The following is a 15,436-nucleotide window of genomic DNA, read 5'->3' on the forward strand; positions in this document are numbered from 1 at the left end:
AATCGCGGGTCAGCCTCCGGCGTACTGCCGAAGCCACGGAATCGGGTCGATCGCCGTGGTGCCGTTCATCAGGATCTCGAAGTGCGTGTGGGCGCCGAACGAGCGCCCGGTGTTGCCCGTCGTTCCGAGCATCGTGCCGACCGTGACCTTCTGGCCGGGCTCGACCTTGAGCGAGCCGTACTCCATGTGCGCGTAGTGGCTCGAGACGAGCTGGCCGTCGATCTCGTGGTCGATGATCACGTGCACGCCGTAGGCGCCGCCCGCGGTCGTCGCCTCGCGCACGACGCCGTCGGCGATCGCCTGGATGGGCGAACCCGCGCCGGGGGTGAAGTCGACGCCCTCGTGCATGCGACCGGAGCGCATGCCGAAGCCGTAGCTGATCGGCACGCCGACCGCGAACGGCCACTGGATCTCGGCGTTGGGGTCGTTGACGAAGAAGTTGGAGAAGTTCTGGATGCCCGACTCCGACGCGATCTCGGCCATCGTGAGCGTGTCGTACTTCTCGGTGCGGGTGAGGTCGACGCTCTCGGTACCCGAGGGGGCGACGTACGCCTGGATCTCGTCGGCGGCGATGCCGGCCTCGGTGTCGCCGGGGGCGACGACCGTGACCGCCGATTCAGCGCCGTTGGCGGCGGCGACGGCCTCAGCGGGCGTCGTCATGCCGACGGTCATCAGCCCGACGATACCCATGACCCCCACCGAGAACGAGGCCGTGGCGAGGTTCTTGAGCACCTTGCGCCCGCGGAGCGTGCGCGGCGCGGTGTGCGCGACGACGGTCTGGGCAGACACCGGGGCCGCCGGAACCGAGACCGGAGCCTGGACCGGGGTCTCACCGGTGAACGAGAAGAGGGCCACCGCGGCGGCGAAGGCATCGACATCGGATGCCGGGGCTGCCGCGTCCTGGTCATCAGCGGCGGCCTCGTCTGCGGGCGCGTCCGGGCCCGAGGGCTCGAGAAGCTCGAACGGCTCGGCCGGAACCAGGACGGCGTCGGGACGCGCGGCCGCGGGCTGAGGCTGAGGACGCACCCGGCGGGCTCGGCGACCGAGCGTCGGCTCGGGAAGTGCGGTCATCGCGCCGGTGTCGGCGTCGACGACGGGAACGTCCAGGCGGACGGCCTGCACTTCCGCCGTATCGGGCCCGGTGGCGTCGACCTCATCGACGACGGGGGGCGCCGGCTGGTCCGCTGTCACCGCGGGTCCGGCGGCGCGGCGCGCACGACGCGACGTGGGCACGACGATTGCGGGAGCGGCCTCGGCAACAGGCGCGGTCGCCGGCTCGACGTCCTGCGGGAGGTCGACCCGGTCGGGCAGCGAGGCCGTGGAGCCGGTGTCTGCCACGCGACGGCGCAGTTCGGCTCGCGATACCTCGACGCGCTCCACGGTCACCTGGACAGGCGTGGCGGCGGTTCGGCTGGAACGGCGCGTAGGCGCAGGGGCAGCCAGAGGGGTATCAAGAGGCAAAGCGGGGTGGGGCTCTCGGGTCGTGTCGCTCGGGCGAGCGAGGGGCGTACTCGGAGGGAGGAAATCACTCACGCCGTGCGGGCGACGAAAGTAACGATCGGGTAAACACTACCCAAGGCCGACTGGGAATGCCATGTACGAAACCGAACGGTAACAGGGTTTTCAGCTTCGGCCCCGCCGGACGCCCTCACTCGGCTCCGGATGCCGCGCGCCACAGCCTGTCGAAAAGGCCCGGCCCCGCGGCTACGAACAGCCGACGCACGGCGGTTCCCCCTTCGCGCCACACGCGGCCCCCGGCTTCTTCGACCAGGAGCGCACCGGCGGCGTGGTCCCACGGCTGCAGCCCGGGCTCGAAGTACCCGTCCAGTCGTCCTGTCGCAACGAAGGCGAAGTCGAGGGATGCCGCGCCGATGCGTCTCAGGTCGCGTGCGAGCGGCATCACCCGCGCGACGCGCGCGAGGTCGCCGGCGTGGGTCGTGGGGTCGTAGCCGAACCCGGTAGCCAGCAGCGCGCCGGCAGCGGTGGGCTCGGCGTTGACCGCGAGTCGCTCGTCGCCGAGCCAGGCACCCTCGCCCCGCGCGGCTCGGAACAGCTCGCCACTGACCGGATTGAAGACGGCGCCCGCGACGGCATCCCACGTCGCGGGGTCGGGCTCCCCCGACACGGCGGCGATGCTGACGGCGTACGAGGGGATGCCGTAGGCGTAGTTGACCGTGCCGTCGATCGGATCCACCACCCAGGTGATGCCGCTCGTGCCTCGTTCGGCGCCGGACTCCTCGCCGAGGAAGCCGTCGTCGGGCCGCGCGCGAGCGAGACGGTCGCGGATCAGCTGCTCCACCTCGCGGTCGGCCTCGGTGACGATGTCGGCGACGGCGGACTTGGTCGCCGCGATCGAGACGCCCTCGGATCGGCGGCGTCGTGCGAGTTCACCGGCCTCGCGGGCGATCTCGACGGCGAGCTGCTGCAGGTCGGCGGGTGCGGTCACACCCCCACGCTACGCCCGACCGTTGTTACCGTGTGACCATGCCCGAGGCCCCCGCCCCCGCTCGCCGCACCTACGACGTCGCGATCGTCGGCGGCGGCCACAATGCCCTCGTCGCCGCGGCCTACCTCGCGCGCGCCGGTCGCTCCGTGGTCGTGCTGGAGCGTCTCGACCATGTCGGCGGCGCTGCCGTGTCCGAGCGGCCGTGGGCGGACGTCGACGCGCACCTCTCGCGCTACTCCTACCTCGTGAGCCTCCTCCCCCGGCAGATCATCGACGACCTCGGCCTGCGCCTCACCCTGCTGCGGCGTCGCTACTCCTCGTACACCCCCGATCCGGCCGACACCACGCGCGGCATCCTCGTCGACACGCAGGATGCCGCAGCCACGGCCGCGTCCTTCATGCGCGCGACCGGCGACGAGGCCGAGGCCGGGCGGTTCGCGGCGTTCTACGACCGACTGGCACCGCTGGCCCGACTGCTGTTCCCGACGGTGACCGAGCCGCTGACGTCGGCGCGCAGCATCCGGGAACGGCTCGGCGACGACCGGCTCTGGAGCGAACTCGTCGAGCAGCCGCTCGGCGGCATGGTCCGCGGAGCCCTGGCTACGGATCTCGCGCGGGGCATCGCCCTCACCGACGGCCTCATCGGGACGTTCGCCGCCGCGGACGAGGCGGACCTGCGCCAGAACCGCTGCTTCCTGTATCACGTGATCGGCGGCGGCACCGGCGACTGGGATGTGCCCGTGGGCGGCATGGGCGCCGTCAGCGGCGAGCTCGCCCGGGCCGCGCGCGAGGCCGGCGCAGAGCTGAGGACCCGGGTCGAGGTCGAGTCGGTGACGCCCGACGGCGAGGTGACCCTCGCGGGCGGAGAGCACGTGCACGCGAGGCTGGTGCTGAGCGGTGTCGGCCCGGCGGTGCTGGCCCGTCTGCTGGGGGGCTCGGATGCCGCATCGGGCGGCTCAGCCGGGACCGCGCCGACCGGAGGGGCGCAGCCCGAGGGCGCGCAGGTGAAGGTCAACATGCTGCTGCGCCGACTCCCCCGCCTCCGCGACGAGCGCGTCGCCGCCGAGGCGGCGTTCGCCGGCACCTTCCACATCAACGAAACCCTCACCCAGCTCGATGCCGCCCACGCGGCCTCGACCGCAGGGCGGGTCCCCGACCCGCTGCCGGCCGAGATCTACTGCCATTCCCTCACCGACCCGACGATCCTCGGCCCCGACCTGCGTGCGCAGGGCGCGCAGACGCTGACCCTGTTCGGGCTGCAGGTGCCGCACCGCCTGGTGGCCCGCGCCGACCGGGATGCCGCGCGCAGCGAGCTGCTGGCTGCGGCTCGTGGCTCGCTCGACTCCGTGCTGGCCGAACCGATCGACGACTGCGTCCTCGTGGCCCCCGACGGGAGCCCCTGCATCGAGGTGCGCACGACGGCGGACCTCGAGGACGACCTCGGTATGACCTCCGGCGACATCTTCCACGGGCCCCTGTCGTGGCCCTGGGCCGACGACGCGGACGTGCGGGATTCCCCGGCCCGGCGGTGGGGCGTGCAGACGGAACATGCGACGGTGCTGCTGTGCGGATCGGGCGCTCGGCGCGGCGGCGCGGTCAGCGGCATCGGCGGACACAACGCCGCGATGGCAGCGCTCGAGATCCTCGACCGCTGATCCGGGTTACGGCGCGGCGGCAGGGCGGGGGGGCGGAAGCCCTCGGGCGCGGGAGCCGGCGGAGCGGCGGGGCGGGGTGCCGGCTCCTCCGCGGTCGACGGCGCCGGCGGCACCGCGGGGGCGGGCGGGACGGGCGGTGCGGGGCTGGCCGGAACCGGCGGCGCGGCATCCGACTGGGATCCGTAGGGCGCGGGCTGCGGGTATCCGAAGACCTGGGCGCCCTCGGACGGGTAGCCGGTGTAGTAGGCACCCCAGTCGGGCGACCCGTCGGGCATCATCGGCAGGGGCGTGGCGCCGTCGACGAAGGTCGGCCACGGCAGCAGCTCACCGGTGTCGTCGGGGTTCGCCGCCGCCGGGGACGATGCCGTCGCAGGGACGGCTGCCGCGGGCTGATTCGCGTGCGCGGTGGCGGGGACCGCGGGGGCATGACCGTAGGCCGGCCCCGGGAAGGCCTGCGGCTTCTTCGGTGCGAAGAGCACGTTGACCAGCGGGATGAGGGCGGTGCCCACCGCCGCGAGGATCGCCGCGGCCACGACGATGCGCCAGTACAGCTCGGGGAAGTCGACCCACTCGTTCACCACGAGCGGCACGATGAGCAGGGCGGCCAGCGCGACGACGAGCGAGATCGTGACGATCGCGACGGTCTGCGTGAACGGGGTGACGTAGCGCTGGAACGCCTTGGCGTAGAGCCGCACGTGCAGGAGCGCGAGCTGCAGGATGAGCACGATCAGCAGGAACTGCACGAAGCGGGTGAAGCCGCCCCACGAGTAGCGCTCCGGCATCCAGATGAGCACGGCCCCGATGAGCAGGGCCGCCACCCATGACGCCATGCTCGCCAGAGCGAACCATGCGGGGCGCCGGGGCGCCAGGTGGGCGTCGAGGATCGCCACGCCCGCGAAGCCGACGAGCAGCAGGATCGTGAGGAACGCGCGCCCGACGATCCCGTTCTGCGAGCCGATCAGCACCCACACCACGCAGACGATCGCGGCGGCGATGAGCGCGCCGATGGCGACCCAGATCGCGGCGCGCAGCAGCGGCGACGTGGACGCGTCGGAGCGTTCGGTCACCGGCGTCGTGTGGTCTGGCGCGTTCATGGCGTTCCCTCTTCCGCGGGTGCCGTCACCCGCCCGACCATCCTGGCACGCGGCCACCCCGCGACGGGATGCCGCCGACGGAACCCCGGGAACGACCGAGGGGCTCCGCTGATGCGGAGCCCCTCGAAATCGGTGGCGAGTGAGGGATTCGAACCCCCGAAGGCTACGCCGGCTGATTTACAGTCAGATCCCTTTGGCCGCTTGGGTAACTCGCCAGGTGCGCACCCGCCCGGCTTTCTCAGTCGACCAGAGGCGCGATCAACAATCCTACTCTGTCCCGGCCCGTGCTCCGAAATCGAGGCGGCCCGGCGGCGTCAGGTGCCGATGCGGTCGATGTCGTCGTCCTCGAGCGCACGCGGGAGGCGCAGCAGTGCGCCCTCGAAGCGGCACGTCGCGGCGGCGACGTCCATGGCGTACTGCAGCACGTCCCCCCATTCGTCCTGGTTGCCGGGCGAGCGGTCGAGCAGTGCCGCGAGGGTGGCCGCGAACGCGGCGTCGCCCGCTCCCATCGTGTCGACGATGCGCCCGGGCAGAGCCGAGATCGGTCGATTCACGACCGCGCCCCCGGCCTCGATCGCCGCGCCCGCCGAGCCGTAGGTCGCCAGGACCGCTCCTGCCCCGAGGTCGATGAGCCGCGCGCGCAGGGTGTCGAGCGGTTCGCCGTACAGCAGCGTCGCGTCGTCCTCGCCGACCTTGACGAGGGTCGCCGAGGCGGCGAGCCCCTCGAAGCCGCGTACGAACTCCGCGCGGTCCGACAGCATGCCGGTGCGCGGGTTCGGGTCGATCGCGAATCGGACGCCCGTGGCGCTGAGCACCTCGCCGAGCTCCCGCGTCTGTGCGAGGTCGTCGAGGGCGATGCAGCTGATGGCCACGAGCGGCGCCTCGGCGATGGCTGCGCGCTCGGCGTCGCCGTAGCGGATGCGGCGCCGCTGCGACGCCTCGTTGAAGACGTACTCGGGTTCGCCGCCGCCGCTGCGCGTGCTCACGGCGCGCGCGGTGCCCAGCGGCGATGCGGTCGGGATCAGCCGCACACCGAAGTCGGCGAGGAAGCTGCGGATGTGATCGCCCGCCTCGTCGTCGCCGACCATCGCGATGAGCGCGGTCGAGACCCCTAGTCGCGACAGGCCGACCGCGACGTTGAGGGCGGCTCCGCCGACGAACTCGCGGACGCCGCTGTCGTCGCGCAGCTCGTCGATGAGTGCATCGCCGATCACCACCACCGGTCCGGTCATGTCCTGCTCCCTGCTGTTTCGAGTACGCGGCCGACGAAGGCCTCGGTGCGGCGGCGGGTGCCGTCGATGCGCATGTCGACGCTCGCCCGCACCTCGTTGGGAGCGAGGGGCGCCGCGAGGCGGACGTTCTCGTGGCACGACAGGTCGGCGCAGATGTACGTGCCGATGCTGTCGCCGTGCTCACCCGCGCGACCGGCCTTGCGGGCGCTGAAGAGCGAGACCTGATCCGCCGGCTGCATGGTGTGGCAGAGATTGCACATGGCGGCCCGCGCCCGGGAGGTGCCTTCGGCCGCGCGCAGCACGACGCCGCGGGCAGAGCCGTCCACCTCTGCGACGAGGTAGCCGCGTCCGCGGGTGCGGGGGTCCCGCCACGCGTAGAAGTCCTGGTGATCCCACTCCACGAGCGCGAAGTCGTGCGGCACCGCGACGAGCCTCATCTCCTCGGGCATCGCATTGACGAACGATTCTCGGATCTCGGCCTCGGTCAGCGAACGCATGGCATCACCTCGACCCTCAGTGTACGAGCGCGGCCGACCCCCGGCATCCGTCGTCGTCATCGGATGCCGGGGGTGACGGCCTCGGGGAGGTCAGCTCCAGCCGAGGCGCCGGGCGACGGCGTCGGCTGCGGCGGACGGGAAGTCCGACCAGCCGGGCTCGAGGATCTCGCGGGTGAGATCGAACAGCCCGCGGGCGGCTGCTTCGAGCGGACGATCGAGCTCGGACGCGATGCGCGCGCCCCACTCGGCGAAGTCCTGCTCGAACCGCCGCAGCGGGTCGATGGTGTCGCGGGCGGTGGTGGACGCTGCCGCGAAACGCCCGCGGATCGCCTGCACGAGCTGCTGCACCGCCCACTGCCGGATGAAGCCGTTGGCGTTGAGCACCTCGCCGCGGCGAGCGCGTCCGACCCCGATCAGCAGCTTCACCAGCACGAGGCGGACGTCGTTGGCGGGATCGAACCGGTCTGCGGGCTCGGCGCGCGCGCGGGACCGGGCCACCAGCTCGGCTGTCGTCCCCGCGGCGTCGTCGACCACGACGGTGGCCTCACCGGCGAGCGCGCCCGCCAGCTCGTCGGCGTCCGAGAAGGCGAACTCCAGGACGTGCCCGTCGTCGTAGACCGCCGCGAAGCCGATCTCGCCCTCGCGCGCGGTGAGCACGAGTCTGTCCTGCTCGGGCAGCCACGACAGATCGGGTCGGATGCGCGCGCCCGCTCCCGATTCGGTGATGGCGAAGAAGTCGTGATCCGACCACTCGTCACGCCGTGCCTCTGCCTCATCCGACGCGGAGCCCAGGAGGACCAGCCCGACGAGCCCCTCGCGCGAGCGCACACCCGCGGCCAGGCCCGCGCTCAGCTGCGCGAACCGCTCGGGCGAGGTCACTCCCCCGCCACCTCGTCGGCCGGGGTGGCGGCGTCTGCGGCCGCAACGCCCCGATCGTCGTCCGCCGCGAGGCCGCCGACCCGTGCGGGAGCGGGCGCCGTCACACCGTTCAGGCGCCACACCGCGAACGCCGGACCGTCGGCCGAGAGCAGTACCGCGCCGTCGCCGGCGGCGCCGAGGGTGGCTTCGCCGAACAGCGCCTCGGCCGCCTCGGCGCCGGTCACCAGGCCCGGCGTCAGCTCGACGTCGACGTCGCCGCGCGCGGCGAGCACGAGGATCGTCTCGTCCGCCGACTCGCGGACGAACACGATCGCGTCGTCGTCGAGGTGCACCCAGCGCATGCCCCCGGTGGCCAGCGCGGGGTGCGCGCGCCGCAGTCCGATGAGGTCGCGGTACAGGGCGAGCCGCTCCGCCGTCTCGGGCTCGTCCTCGCTCCCCCACGGCATGGGCGTGCGACTCATCTCGCCGTCGATGCCGGTGAGACCGTATTCGTCACCGGCGAAGACCACCGGCATCCCGGGAAGGGTCATCGACAGGCCCGCGGCGACGGGGATCGTGCCGGGGCCGGCGTTGGTGGCGAAGCGGCCGGTGTCATGGGTGTCCAGCGGCTGCATGTTGCCGAGGCGCACACGCCACGGGATGCCGGCCGTGAAGCGCACGACCGCGCCCGCGAAGTCGCGCGCGGTGTAGCGGGGGATGCCGCCGATGGGCTGCCCGAAGAACCACGGCTCGGTGCGCGTCTCGCCCTCCGCCGTCAGGTACGACTGCTCGGTCGGCTCGCAGAGCCAGCCCCACAGCGGCCGGGTGAACGACGGATAGGTCATCGCGCCGTGCCAGCCGTCGCCCTGCAGGTCGCTCGCGGCGTCGTTGGTCGACTCGGCGACCAGGATCGTCTCGGGGTTGATCTCGATCATCGTGCGCCGCATGAGCTGGCGGACCTCGGCGTTCAGGTCGATCTCGCCCAGGCGACCGGTCATGTTCGCCACGTCGACGCGCCAGCCGTCGAGGTGGAACGGAGCCTTCAGCCACTTCGCCACCACGGACTCCGGGCCCTCGATGAAGCGGTGCCGCAACTCTTCACTCGCCCAGTTGAACTTCGGCAGCGTGGGCGTGCCGAGCCACGACTGGTACTGCGTGTTGGCCTCGTCGGTGAAGTAGTAGAACTCCTCCTCGGGCGCGCCGGGGTGGCCGAGCGCAGCCTGGAACCACTCGTGCCGGTCACCCGAGTGGTTGCTGGTCAGATCGCCGATCACCCGGATGCCGCGGGCGTGCGCCGCCTCGATGAGCCGGACGAGTGCCTCGTCGCCGCCCAGAAGGGGGTCGACGCGGTCGAAGCTCGACGCGTCGTAGCGGTGGTTGGAGGCCGCAGGGAAGACCGGCGTGAGGTAGAGCAGGTTCACGCCCAGGCCCACGAGGTGGTCGAGCTTGTCGATCACGCCGTCGAGATCGCCGCCGTAGAACTGCTGGGAGCGACCGGGGAAGATCGGGTCGACCGGATCGCTCCACTGCGCCGGCACCGCCCAGTCGGGCACGTCGCGCTCGTCCGCGCGGGCGGACCGGGCGAAGCGGTCGGGGAAGACCTGGTACATGACCGCGTCGTACATCCACGCGGGCGGGGCCGGCGACGCGACCAGCGCGTAGTCCTCGGCGTCGAGGGTCTCGAGCGTGTGGATGCCGGTCTGGTTCAGCCACTCGACGCGGCCGTCGGCGTGCCGCATGACCCACCGGTAGCCGTGGCGGGGGTTGCGGACCGTGACGGGGGCGTCCCACCACTCCCAGCCGTCGACCTCCCCTGCGCGGACCGCCCGGGTCCACTCCGGCTCGTGATCGGGATTGGAGCGCGTGCCCACCGCAACGATCGGGCCGTAGCCGGCGGGAACGCGCAGGCGCACGGTGACGGTCTCGCCGAGCGCCGGCTCGAGGTTCGACACGTACAGCGGCGAGCCGTCGTGGTGCGGAAGAAGGGTTGTCATGACGGGCCTTTCACGAGGTCAGGCGGCAGCGCCGCCGGTGGATGCGACGTGGTTGCACAGCCGGGAAGCCGTGACAGAGCCCTTGAATTGTTGTGCAGTTGTAGACGGTGCCCGCGAGCGGGCGGTGACGATTGTGCCATGGATGCCGCACCCTGCGCAGCCCGTCAGAGGCGCGCGCCGACATGGATGGCCGCGGCCGCAGCGGGCCCCAGTTCGAAGGTCGCGACGCCGTCCGCGACGGTGTATTCGGCACCCGCGCAGCGGTCGCCCGATGCCGGGTCGGCGCCGCCGGAGACGACGTCGCAGTACGACCCGTCTTCGAGGGACGTCGGAATCTCGATCACGTGCGTCTCGTCGCCGACGTTGACCGCGACGACACCACGGCCCTCGCGCTCGAAGCCGTACGCGTCGCCGTCGTCGACCCCCGGCATGCGGGGTGCGTCACCGGCATACGCGCGGAATTCCAGCATCCCCGTGATGGCCGGCCATGACTGGACGCAGGTGCGCTCGCCGTCCTCGTACTCGCCCGCGGGGCCATCCGCCTCGGCGCACGTCGTCGCCTCGACCACGCCGTCGGCGGTGGTCGGGGCGCCGGCGTCGCGGTCGGTGAAGGCATACCCGGAGTAGACGACGGGAGTTCCGTAGTCGTCGGCCAGCATGAGGGCGTTCGCGATGACGTAGAGCGGGCCGTCCCGGTAGGTCACGTCGGCCTCGCCGCGCTCGGTGTCGTGGTTGTCGACGAAGACGACGGCGCGGTCGGGCGAGACGTGCAGGGGCCGCTCCCCTTCCAGCCCGGGGTCCGAGAACACGCCGTTGGACAGCGCCGGAGCGAGGTCCCGCGCGTAGGTGAACTCGAAGACCTCGCCGAAGGCGGTGTACTCCTCGGGGACGACGGGTTCGCCTCCGCCGCGGATGACCTCGCTGATGATGCGCGTGCCTTCCGGCAGCGCGCCGACGATCGCCGCGACGTCGTCGGCGGGCATGTGCTTGGCCGCGTCGATGCGGAATCCCGCCACGCCCAGCGACAGCAGGTCGTCGAGGTAGGCGCCGATCGTCTCGCGGACGGTCGTGCTGGCGGTGTCGAGATCGGCGAGGTTCACCAGCTCGCACGTCTGCACCTGCTCGCGAGAGGTGTAGTCCTCGATGTCGTCGAAGGACGTCAGCCCGCAGTGGTGGAAGTCGGCGTCGGTGTACAGGCCCGGGTACTCGTAGTGCTCGTACGGGGTGCCCGCGAATCCGACGCCGGGGGTGTCCTGTCCCGTCATGTGGTTGACGACCGCGTCGGCGATGATCTCCACTCCGGCGGCGTCGCAGCGCTCGACCATCTCGGCGAACTCCTCGCGCGAGCCGAGCCGGGACTCGAGGTCGTAGCTCACCGGCTGGTACGACGCCCACCACTCCTCACGGTCGATGTGCTCCTGGGGCGGAGAGGTCAGCACCCACGCGAAGCCGTTCGGCCCGAGGGTCGTCTCGCACTCCTCGGCGATCGCGGTCCAGGGCAGCTGGAACAGCTGGATGCCGACATCCGGCGCCGCGGCCGCGGGCTCCTGCCCCACCGGGGCCGTGCAGGCGGCGAGGACGGCTGCCGTCGCGAGGACGGCTGACATCCCCCGCACCCGACGAATGCGAGAAGCGGTACGTCCCGGCATCCGCTATTTCACGCTGCCGGCGGTCAGGCCTCCCACGATGTAGCGCTGGAGGGCGAGGAAGAGACCGACCGGGAGGATGGCCGCCAGCACCGCCCCGGCGGCGAACACGCTCCAGTTCTTCGAGAACTCGTCCGAGATGAACTTGTAGAGACCCACGGCGAGCGTCTGCTTGTCGGGGTCGATGAGGATGACGCTGGCCAGCACGAACTCGCTCGAGGTCCCGATGAACGACAGCAGTCCGACGACGGCCAGGATCGGCGCGACCAGTCGCAGGATGATCGTGAAGAAGATGCGGGCGTGGCCCGCGCCGTCGATCTTGGCGGCTTCGTCGATCGAGGCGGGCACCGTGTTGAAGAACCCGTACATGAGGTACGTGTTCACCCCCAGCGCGCCGCCGAGGTAGACCATGATGAGACCGATCTGCGAGTTCAGGCCGATCGCCGGGAAGATGTCGCCGATCGCGACCATCAGCAGGAAGATCGCGACCATCGCCAGCATCTGCGGGAACATCTGCACCACCAGCAGGGTGGTGAGCCCGAACCGGCGGCCGGTGAAGCGCATGCGCGAGAACGAATACGCCGCGAGCGCGCCGAGGATCACGGTGCCGGCGGACGTCACGAGCCCGATGATGAGGGTGTTGAGATACCACGCGCCGTAGGGCTGCTGGTTCGAGGTGAACAGCGTCGCGTAGCTCTCGAAGTTCACGTTCTGGAACAGGCCGTTCGCCGTCAGCAGTGTGCCGCCGGGGTTCAGCGATGCCGAGAAGACGTACATCAGCGGGAAGATCGCGAAGATCGCCACGACCACGCCGACGATGTGTCGCCAGCCGGTCTCGCGGAAGTAGCGCTTGAAGGGCCGGGGCGGTGCCTTGTGCTCGCCGCGGACCCCCGCGTCGCTGTGGCCGCTGCCGGCGGATGCCACGGTGTCGTCCTTCGCGGTGGCCACCGATTCGACGAGGGCTCCGGATGCCGGGGCGCCGGGTTGGAGGTTGCTCATGTCAGTTCAGCTCCTCGAGGGCCTTGGTCCGTCGGAACGCGATGACCGAGATCGTCGCGACCAGGATGAAGATGATGATCGAGAACGCGCTGGCCAGTCCGTAGTCGGCGGTGGAGCCGACGAACGCGACCTTGTAGACCATCGTGATGAGGATGTCGGTGGCTCCGACGTTGACCCCGGCGGTCGCATCGCGCGGGCCGCCGCCGGTCAGCATGTAGATCAGGCTGAAGTTGTTGAAGTTGTAGGCGAACGAGGCGATCAGCAGCGGTGCGACGGCGACGAACAGCAGCGGCAGCTTGATGTTGCGGAAGACCTGCCACGCGGTCGCGCCGTCGACGCGGGCCGCCTCCTGCAGCTCATCGGGGATGGCCTGGAGCGCGCCCGTGCAGATGAGGAACATGTAGGGGAATCCGAGCCACAGATTCACCAGCAGGATGCTGAACTTCGCCAGCCATTCGTTGGTGAGCCAGGGGACGTCGGCCCCGCCGAGCAGGACGTTGTTGATGAAGCCGAACTCCTGGTTCATCATTCCCGCCCACACCAGCGCCGAGAGGAACCCCGGGAAGGCGTACGGCAGGATCATGATGAGCCGGTAGTACTTCTTGGACTTCATCCGCGGATCGTTGAAGACGATCGCGACGAACAGGCCCATGACGAACGTCGTCGCCACCGAGAGGAACGCGAACGCGAACGTCCACACGAGCACGGTGAAGAACGGGCCGCGGATGGACTCCTCCGCGAACGCGCGGGTGAAGTTGTCGAAGCCGACCCAGATCTGCCAGCCGGGCATGAGCTCGGTGCCGTCCTCGGCCGTGAACGCTCCGGTGCCGATGTCGGTGTAGACGACACCGTCTCGCGTGTCGGTCATCGTGTCGGCATCCGCGTCGTAGACGAGGTTCGACAGATAGACGTAAGCCGACGACCCGTCCGGAGTGCGCAGGGCGCCGTCGTTGGGGTCCTCGCTGAGCGGCACGGCCATGTCGGCGATGACGTTCTGGTTGGCGACGATCCCGGCGAAGTCGAGCGTGTTGTACCCGGTGAGCCCGACCGCCTTGCCGCCGTCCATCTCGGCGCCGTCGACGGGGGTCAGCGGACGCTCGTCGCCGCCGATCTCGACGTTGCCCTCGGGGTCGGTGACGAGGAACGAGAACTCGCCGAGCTGCTCGACGATGGTGAGGCCGTAGGCGGGCGAGTCGGGGACGCGCTCCTGCGCCGACAGCAGCAGCGAGTTGACCGCGCTGTCCTTGGTGCTGTTGTGGCCGGTGCCGTAGTTGGTGAACGCGACATAGCCCGTGTAGAGGGCGGCGAACACCTGGAAGACGAAGAGGAAGATGAGCCCCGGGACCAGGTACTTCGCGGGCAGATGGCCGCGGCTGAAGTAGATCCAGTTGGCGTAGAGGGTGACGACGGCGATGATCGCGGCCGGGATCCACTGCTCGCTCTGGATGAGCACGAAGATCGAGTACAGCGCGAGGGCATCGATGATGCCGAGCGCGATGACTTTGACGAGGAGGACCTTCCAGCCCCCTCCGGCGGCCTCCGCCATGCGGGCGGCTTGCTTGGATCGCGTCTGCTTCTTGCGATCGACCGCGGCCGGGCGGTCCTGTGTGGTCGGCGTCGTCATCGGCGGCCTCCTTGGTCGGGATCCTAGGGCTCGGAACGACGGGGCGACACCCTGTGGGTGCCGCCCCGCCTGGAGGGGTGTTACTCGATGGCCGTCTGGATGTCGGCCGCCATCTTCTCCCACAGCGACGCCGGGTCGCCGCCGTTGATGATGGCCGCCTCGGTGACGCCCCAGAACTGCCACACCGAACCCATCTCGGGGATGCTCGGCATCGGCACAGCCTCAGCACCGACCTCACCGAAGCCCGCGGTCAGCGGGTCTGCGGCGACAGCGGCCTCGAAGGCTGCGGTGAGGGCCGGGGTGCGCCCGCCGACCTCGTAGAGCGCGGTCTGCACTTCTTCGCTGCCGAGGTAGTTCACGAGGAACTCGTTGGCCGCGAGGCGGTTCTCGCTCTCGGCGCTCAGGAAGAAGCCCTGGACGCCGGCGAAGGGCTGAGCGGTCTCGCCACCGGCCGACGGGATCGGGTCGACGGCGAGGTTGATGCCCGCCTCTTCGGCTGCGGGAACGTTCCACGGACCGGTGAGGAAGAAGGGCGAGTTGCCCGAAGTGAAGTTCTCGACGGCGAGGTCACCGGTGATGTTCGTGTTGAACACGCCGGCGGCACCCTGCTCGCCCAGCCACTCGGCGAACGCCTGGCCGCCTTCGTTGCCGATCTGCAGGTCGTCGGCGTTGTACGAGCCGTCTTCGTTGGTGCCGAAGACGGGAGCGCCGAACGACGTCTGGAACGGGTAGAGGTGGTACGGGTCGGCGGCCTCGGGGTCGAGACCGACCAGGAACGGGTACTCGGTGCCCGCCTCTTCGCCCATCGCGACCATGTCTGCGAAGTCGGCCGGCGCCTCGGGCGCGAGGTCGGTGTTGCGCAGGAGCGCGATGTTCTCGATGGCGTACGGGACGGCGTAGGTCTGGCCGTCGTAGGCCCAGGCGTCGACCGCGACCTGCTCGAACTCGGAGGCCTTGTCGCCGAGCTCGACCGGGGCGACGACGCCGTTGGTGACGAGCACGCCGAGCCAGTCGTGCGCACCGACGGCCACATCGGGGCCCTCGCCGGTCGGAACCTGCTGGACGAACTGGTCGCGGATCTCGCCGAACTCCTTCTGCACGAGGTTGACCTCGACGCCGGTGGTCTCGGTGAAGTCTGCGGCGGCCTCTTCGAGGACGCCTGCGCGGTCCGCGTCCACCCAGACGGTGATCTCGCCCGAGAAGTCGGCGGACGGGGCTTCGGTCTCGCTGCCGCTGTCACCGGTGCTGGACGAGCAGCCGGCGAGCGCGAGCGAGGAAACAGCGGCGATCGCGCCGAAGGCGACGATGCTCCTCTTGTTCACCTTCATTGGTGTGTGCCTCTCTTGAATGCGTGTAACCGGACTCTCGGGCCGGTAGGCACGTGAAGTCCG

The 15,436-nt window shown here is 70.8% G+C and carries 13 protein-coding genes and 1 tRNA gene; 3 read left to right on the forward strand and 11 right to left on the reverse strand.

Annotation, left to right across the window (positions count from 1 at the left end; translation table 11 throughout):
• Nucleotides 1-9: 9 nt before the first annotated feature.
• Both NFR93_RS07245 and NFR93_RS07250 read right to left on the reverse strand, forming a co-directional pair.
• On the reverse strand, nucleotides 10-1,386 hold the full coding sequence (locus NFR93_RS07245) for a peptidoglycan DD-metalloendopeptidase family protein (RefSeq protein WP_251451267.1): 1,377 nt from the start codon (nucleotides 1,384-1,386) through the stop codon (nucleotides 10-12).
• Nucleotides 1,387-1,648: 262 nt separating this feature from the next.
• Nucleotides 1,649-2,446 carry an inositol monophosphatase family protein gene (locus NFR93_RS07250; protein ID WP_251451268.1) on the reverse strand — a complete coding sequence of 266 codons (798 nt, stop codon included), beginning with the start codon at nucleotides 2,444-2,446 and terminating at the stop codon, nucleotides 1,649-1,651.
• Between the two features lie 38 nt (nucleotides 2,447-2,484).
• On the opposite strand from NFR93_RS07250, the gene NFR93_RS07255 reads away from it, so the two are divergent.
• The 3 genes from NFR93_RS07255 (at nucleotide 2,485) to NFR93_RS07265 (ending at nucleotide 5,307) form a co-directional block, all read left to right on the forward strand.
• A complete protein-coding gene (locus NFR93_RS07255; RefSeq protein WP_251451269.1) occupies nucleotides 2,485-4,101 on the forward strand; it encodes a phytoene desaturase family protein in 1,617 nt (538 codons plus the stop codon).
• Nucleotides 4,102-4,602: 501 nt separating this feature from the next.
• Nucleotides 4,603-4,767: a hypothetical protein gene (locus tag NFR93_RS07260; RefSeq protein ID WP_251451271.1), complete on the forward strand. Its 165-nt coding sequence runs from the start codon at nucleotides 4,603-4,605 to the stop codon at nucleotides 4,765-4,767.
• Between the two features lie 252 nt (nucleotides 4,768-5,019).
• Nucleotides 5,020-5,307 (forward strand): hypothetical protein, encoded by a 288-nt coding sequence (locus NFR93_RS07265; RefSeq protein ID WP_251451273.1) that lies wholly within the window; start codon nucleotides 5,020-5,022, stop codon nucleotides 5,305-5,307.
• A gap of 21 nt (nucleotides 5,308-5,328) precedes the next feature.
• Here the strand turns inward: NFR93_RS07265 and NFR93_RS07270 are convergent.
• The 9 genes from NFR93_RS07270 to NFR93_RS07310 form a co-directional block, all read right to left on the reverse strand.
• Nucleotides 5,329-5,410 (reverse strand) — tRNA-Tyr (locus tag NFR93_RS07270).
• A 99-nt stretch (nucleotides 5,411-5,509) separates the two neighbouring features.
• On the reverse strand, nucleotides 5,510-6,427 hold the full coding sequence (locus NFR93_RS07275) for a PfkB family carbohydrate kinase (RefSeq protein WP_251451274.1): 918 nt from the start codon (nucleotides 6,425-6,427) through the stop codon (nucleotides 5,510-5,512).
• Nucleotides 6,424-6,924, reverse strand: a complete 501-nt coding sequence (locus tag NFR93_RS07280; protein ID WP_251451275.1) for an FBP domain-containing protein — start codon at nucleotides 6,922-6,924, stop codon at nucleotides 6,424-6,426. The genes NFR93_RS07275 and NFR93_RS07280 overlap by 4 nt, the downstream gene beginning before the upstream one ends.
• A gap of 90 nt (nucleotides 6,925-7,014) precedes the next feature.
• Nucleotides 7,015-7,803 (reverse strand): hypothetical protein, encoded by a 789-nt coding sequence (locus NFR93_RS07285; protein WP_251451277.1) that lies wholly within the window; start codon nucleotides 7,801-7,803, stop codon nucleotides 7,015-7,017.
• Nucleotides 7,800-9,776, reverse strand: coding sequence for an alpha-amylase family glycosyl hydrolase (locus NFR93_RS07290; RefSeq protein ID WP_251451279.1), 1,977 nt, complete (start codon nucleotides 9,774-9,776; stop codon nucleotides 7,800-7,802). The genes NFR93_RS07285 and NFR93_RS07290 overlap by 4 nt, the downstream gene beginning before the upstream one ends.
• Nucleotides 9,777-9,940: 164 nt before the next feature.
• The gene (locus NFR93_RS07295) at nucleotides 9,941-11,383 is read right to left on the reverse strand and encodes an alpha-amylase (RefSeq protein ID WP_251451281.1); all 1,443 of its coding nucleotides are present in this window, start codon (nucleotides 11,381-11,383) and stop codon (nucleotides 9,941-9,943) included.
• Nucleotides 11,384-11,428: 45 nt separating this feature from the next.
• Complete coding sequence (locus tag NFR93_RS07300; protein WP_251451283.1) at nucleotides 11,429-12,421, reverse strand: sugar ABC transporter permease; 993 nt, start codon at nucleotides 12,419-12,421, stop codon at nucleotides 11,429-11,431.
• Between the two features lies 1 nt (nucleotide 12,422).
• The gene (locus NFR93_RS07305; RefSeq protein WP_251451285.1) at nucleotides 12,423-14,045 is read right to left on the reverse strand and encodes an ABC transporter permease subunit; all 1,623 of its coding nucleotides are present in this window, start codon (nucleotides 14,043-14,045) and stop codon (nucleotides 12,423-12,425) included.
• A gap of 80 nt (nucleotides 14,046-14,125) precedes the next feature.
• The gene (locus tag NFR93_RS07310) at nucleotides 14,126-15,373 is read right to left on the reverse strand and encodes a sugar ABC transporter substrate-binding protein (RefSeq protein ID WP_251451286.1); all 1,248 of its coding nucleotides are present in this window, start codon (nucleotides 15,371-15,373) and stop codon (nucleotides 14,126-14,128) included.
• Nucleotides 15,374-15,436: the final 63 nt, after the last annotated feature.

Origin of the sequence: Microbacterium sp. Marseille-Q6648, assembly GCF_943181415.1 — a bacterium.
Taxonomy (GTDB): Bacteria; Actinomycetota; Actinomycetes; order Actinomycetales; family Microbacteriaceae; genus Microbacterium.

Bases quoted from the DNA above. Each gene is read 5' to 3' on its own strand.
- NFR93_RS07290 (WP_251451279.1), bottom strand. From the start codon at position 9,776: ATGACAACCCTTCTTCCGCACCACGACGGCTCGCCGCTGTACGTGTCG.
- NFR93_RS07295 (WP_251451281.1), bottom strand. From the start codon at position 11,383: ATGTCAGCCGTCCTCGCGACGGCAGCCGTCCTCGCCGCCTGCACGGCC.
- NFR93_RS07255 (WP_251451269.1), top strand. From the start codon at position 2,485: ATGCCCGAGGCCCCCGCCCCCGCTCGCCGCACCTACGACGTCGCGATC.
- NFR93_RS07310 (WP_251451286.1), bottom strand. From the start codon at position 15,373: ATGAAGGTGAACAAGAGGAGCATCGTCGCCTTCGGCGCGATCGCCGCT.
- NFR93_RS07275 (WP_251451274.1), bottom strand. From the start codon at position 6,427: ATGACCGGACCGGTGGTGGTGATCGGCGATGCACTCATCGACGAGCTG.
- NFR93_RS07280 (WP_251451275.1), bottom strand. From the start codon at position 6,924: ATGCGTTCGCTGACCGAGGCCGAGATCCGAGAATCGTTCGTCAATGCG.
- NFR93_RS07305 (WP_251451285.1), bottom strand. From the start codon at position 14,045: ATGACGACGCCGACCACACAGGACCGCCCGGCCGCGGTCGATCGCAAG.
- NFR93_RS07300 (WP_251451283.1), bottom strand. From the start codon at position 12,421: ATGAGCAACCTCCAACCCGGCGCCCCGGCATCCGGAGCCCTCGTCGAA.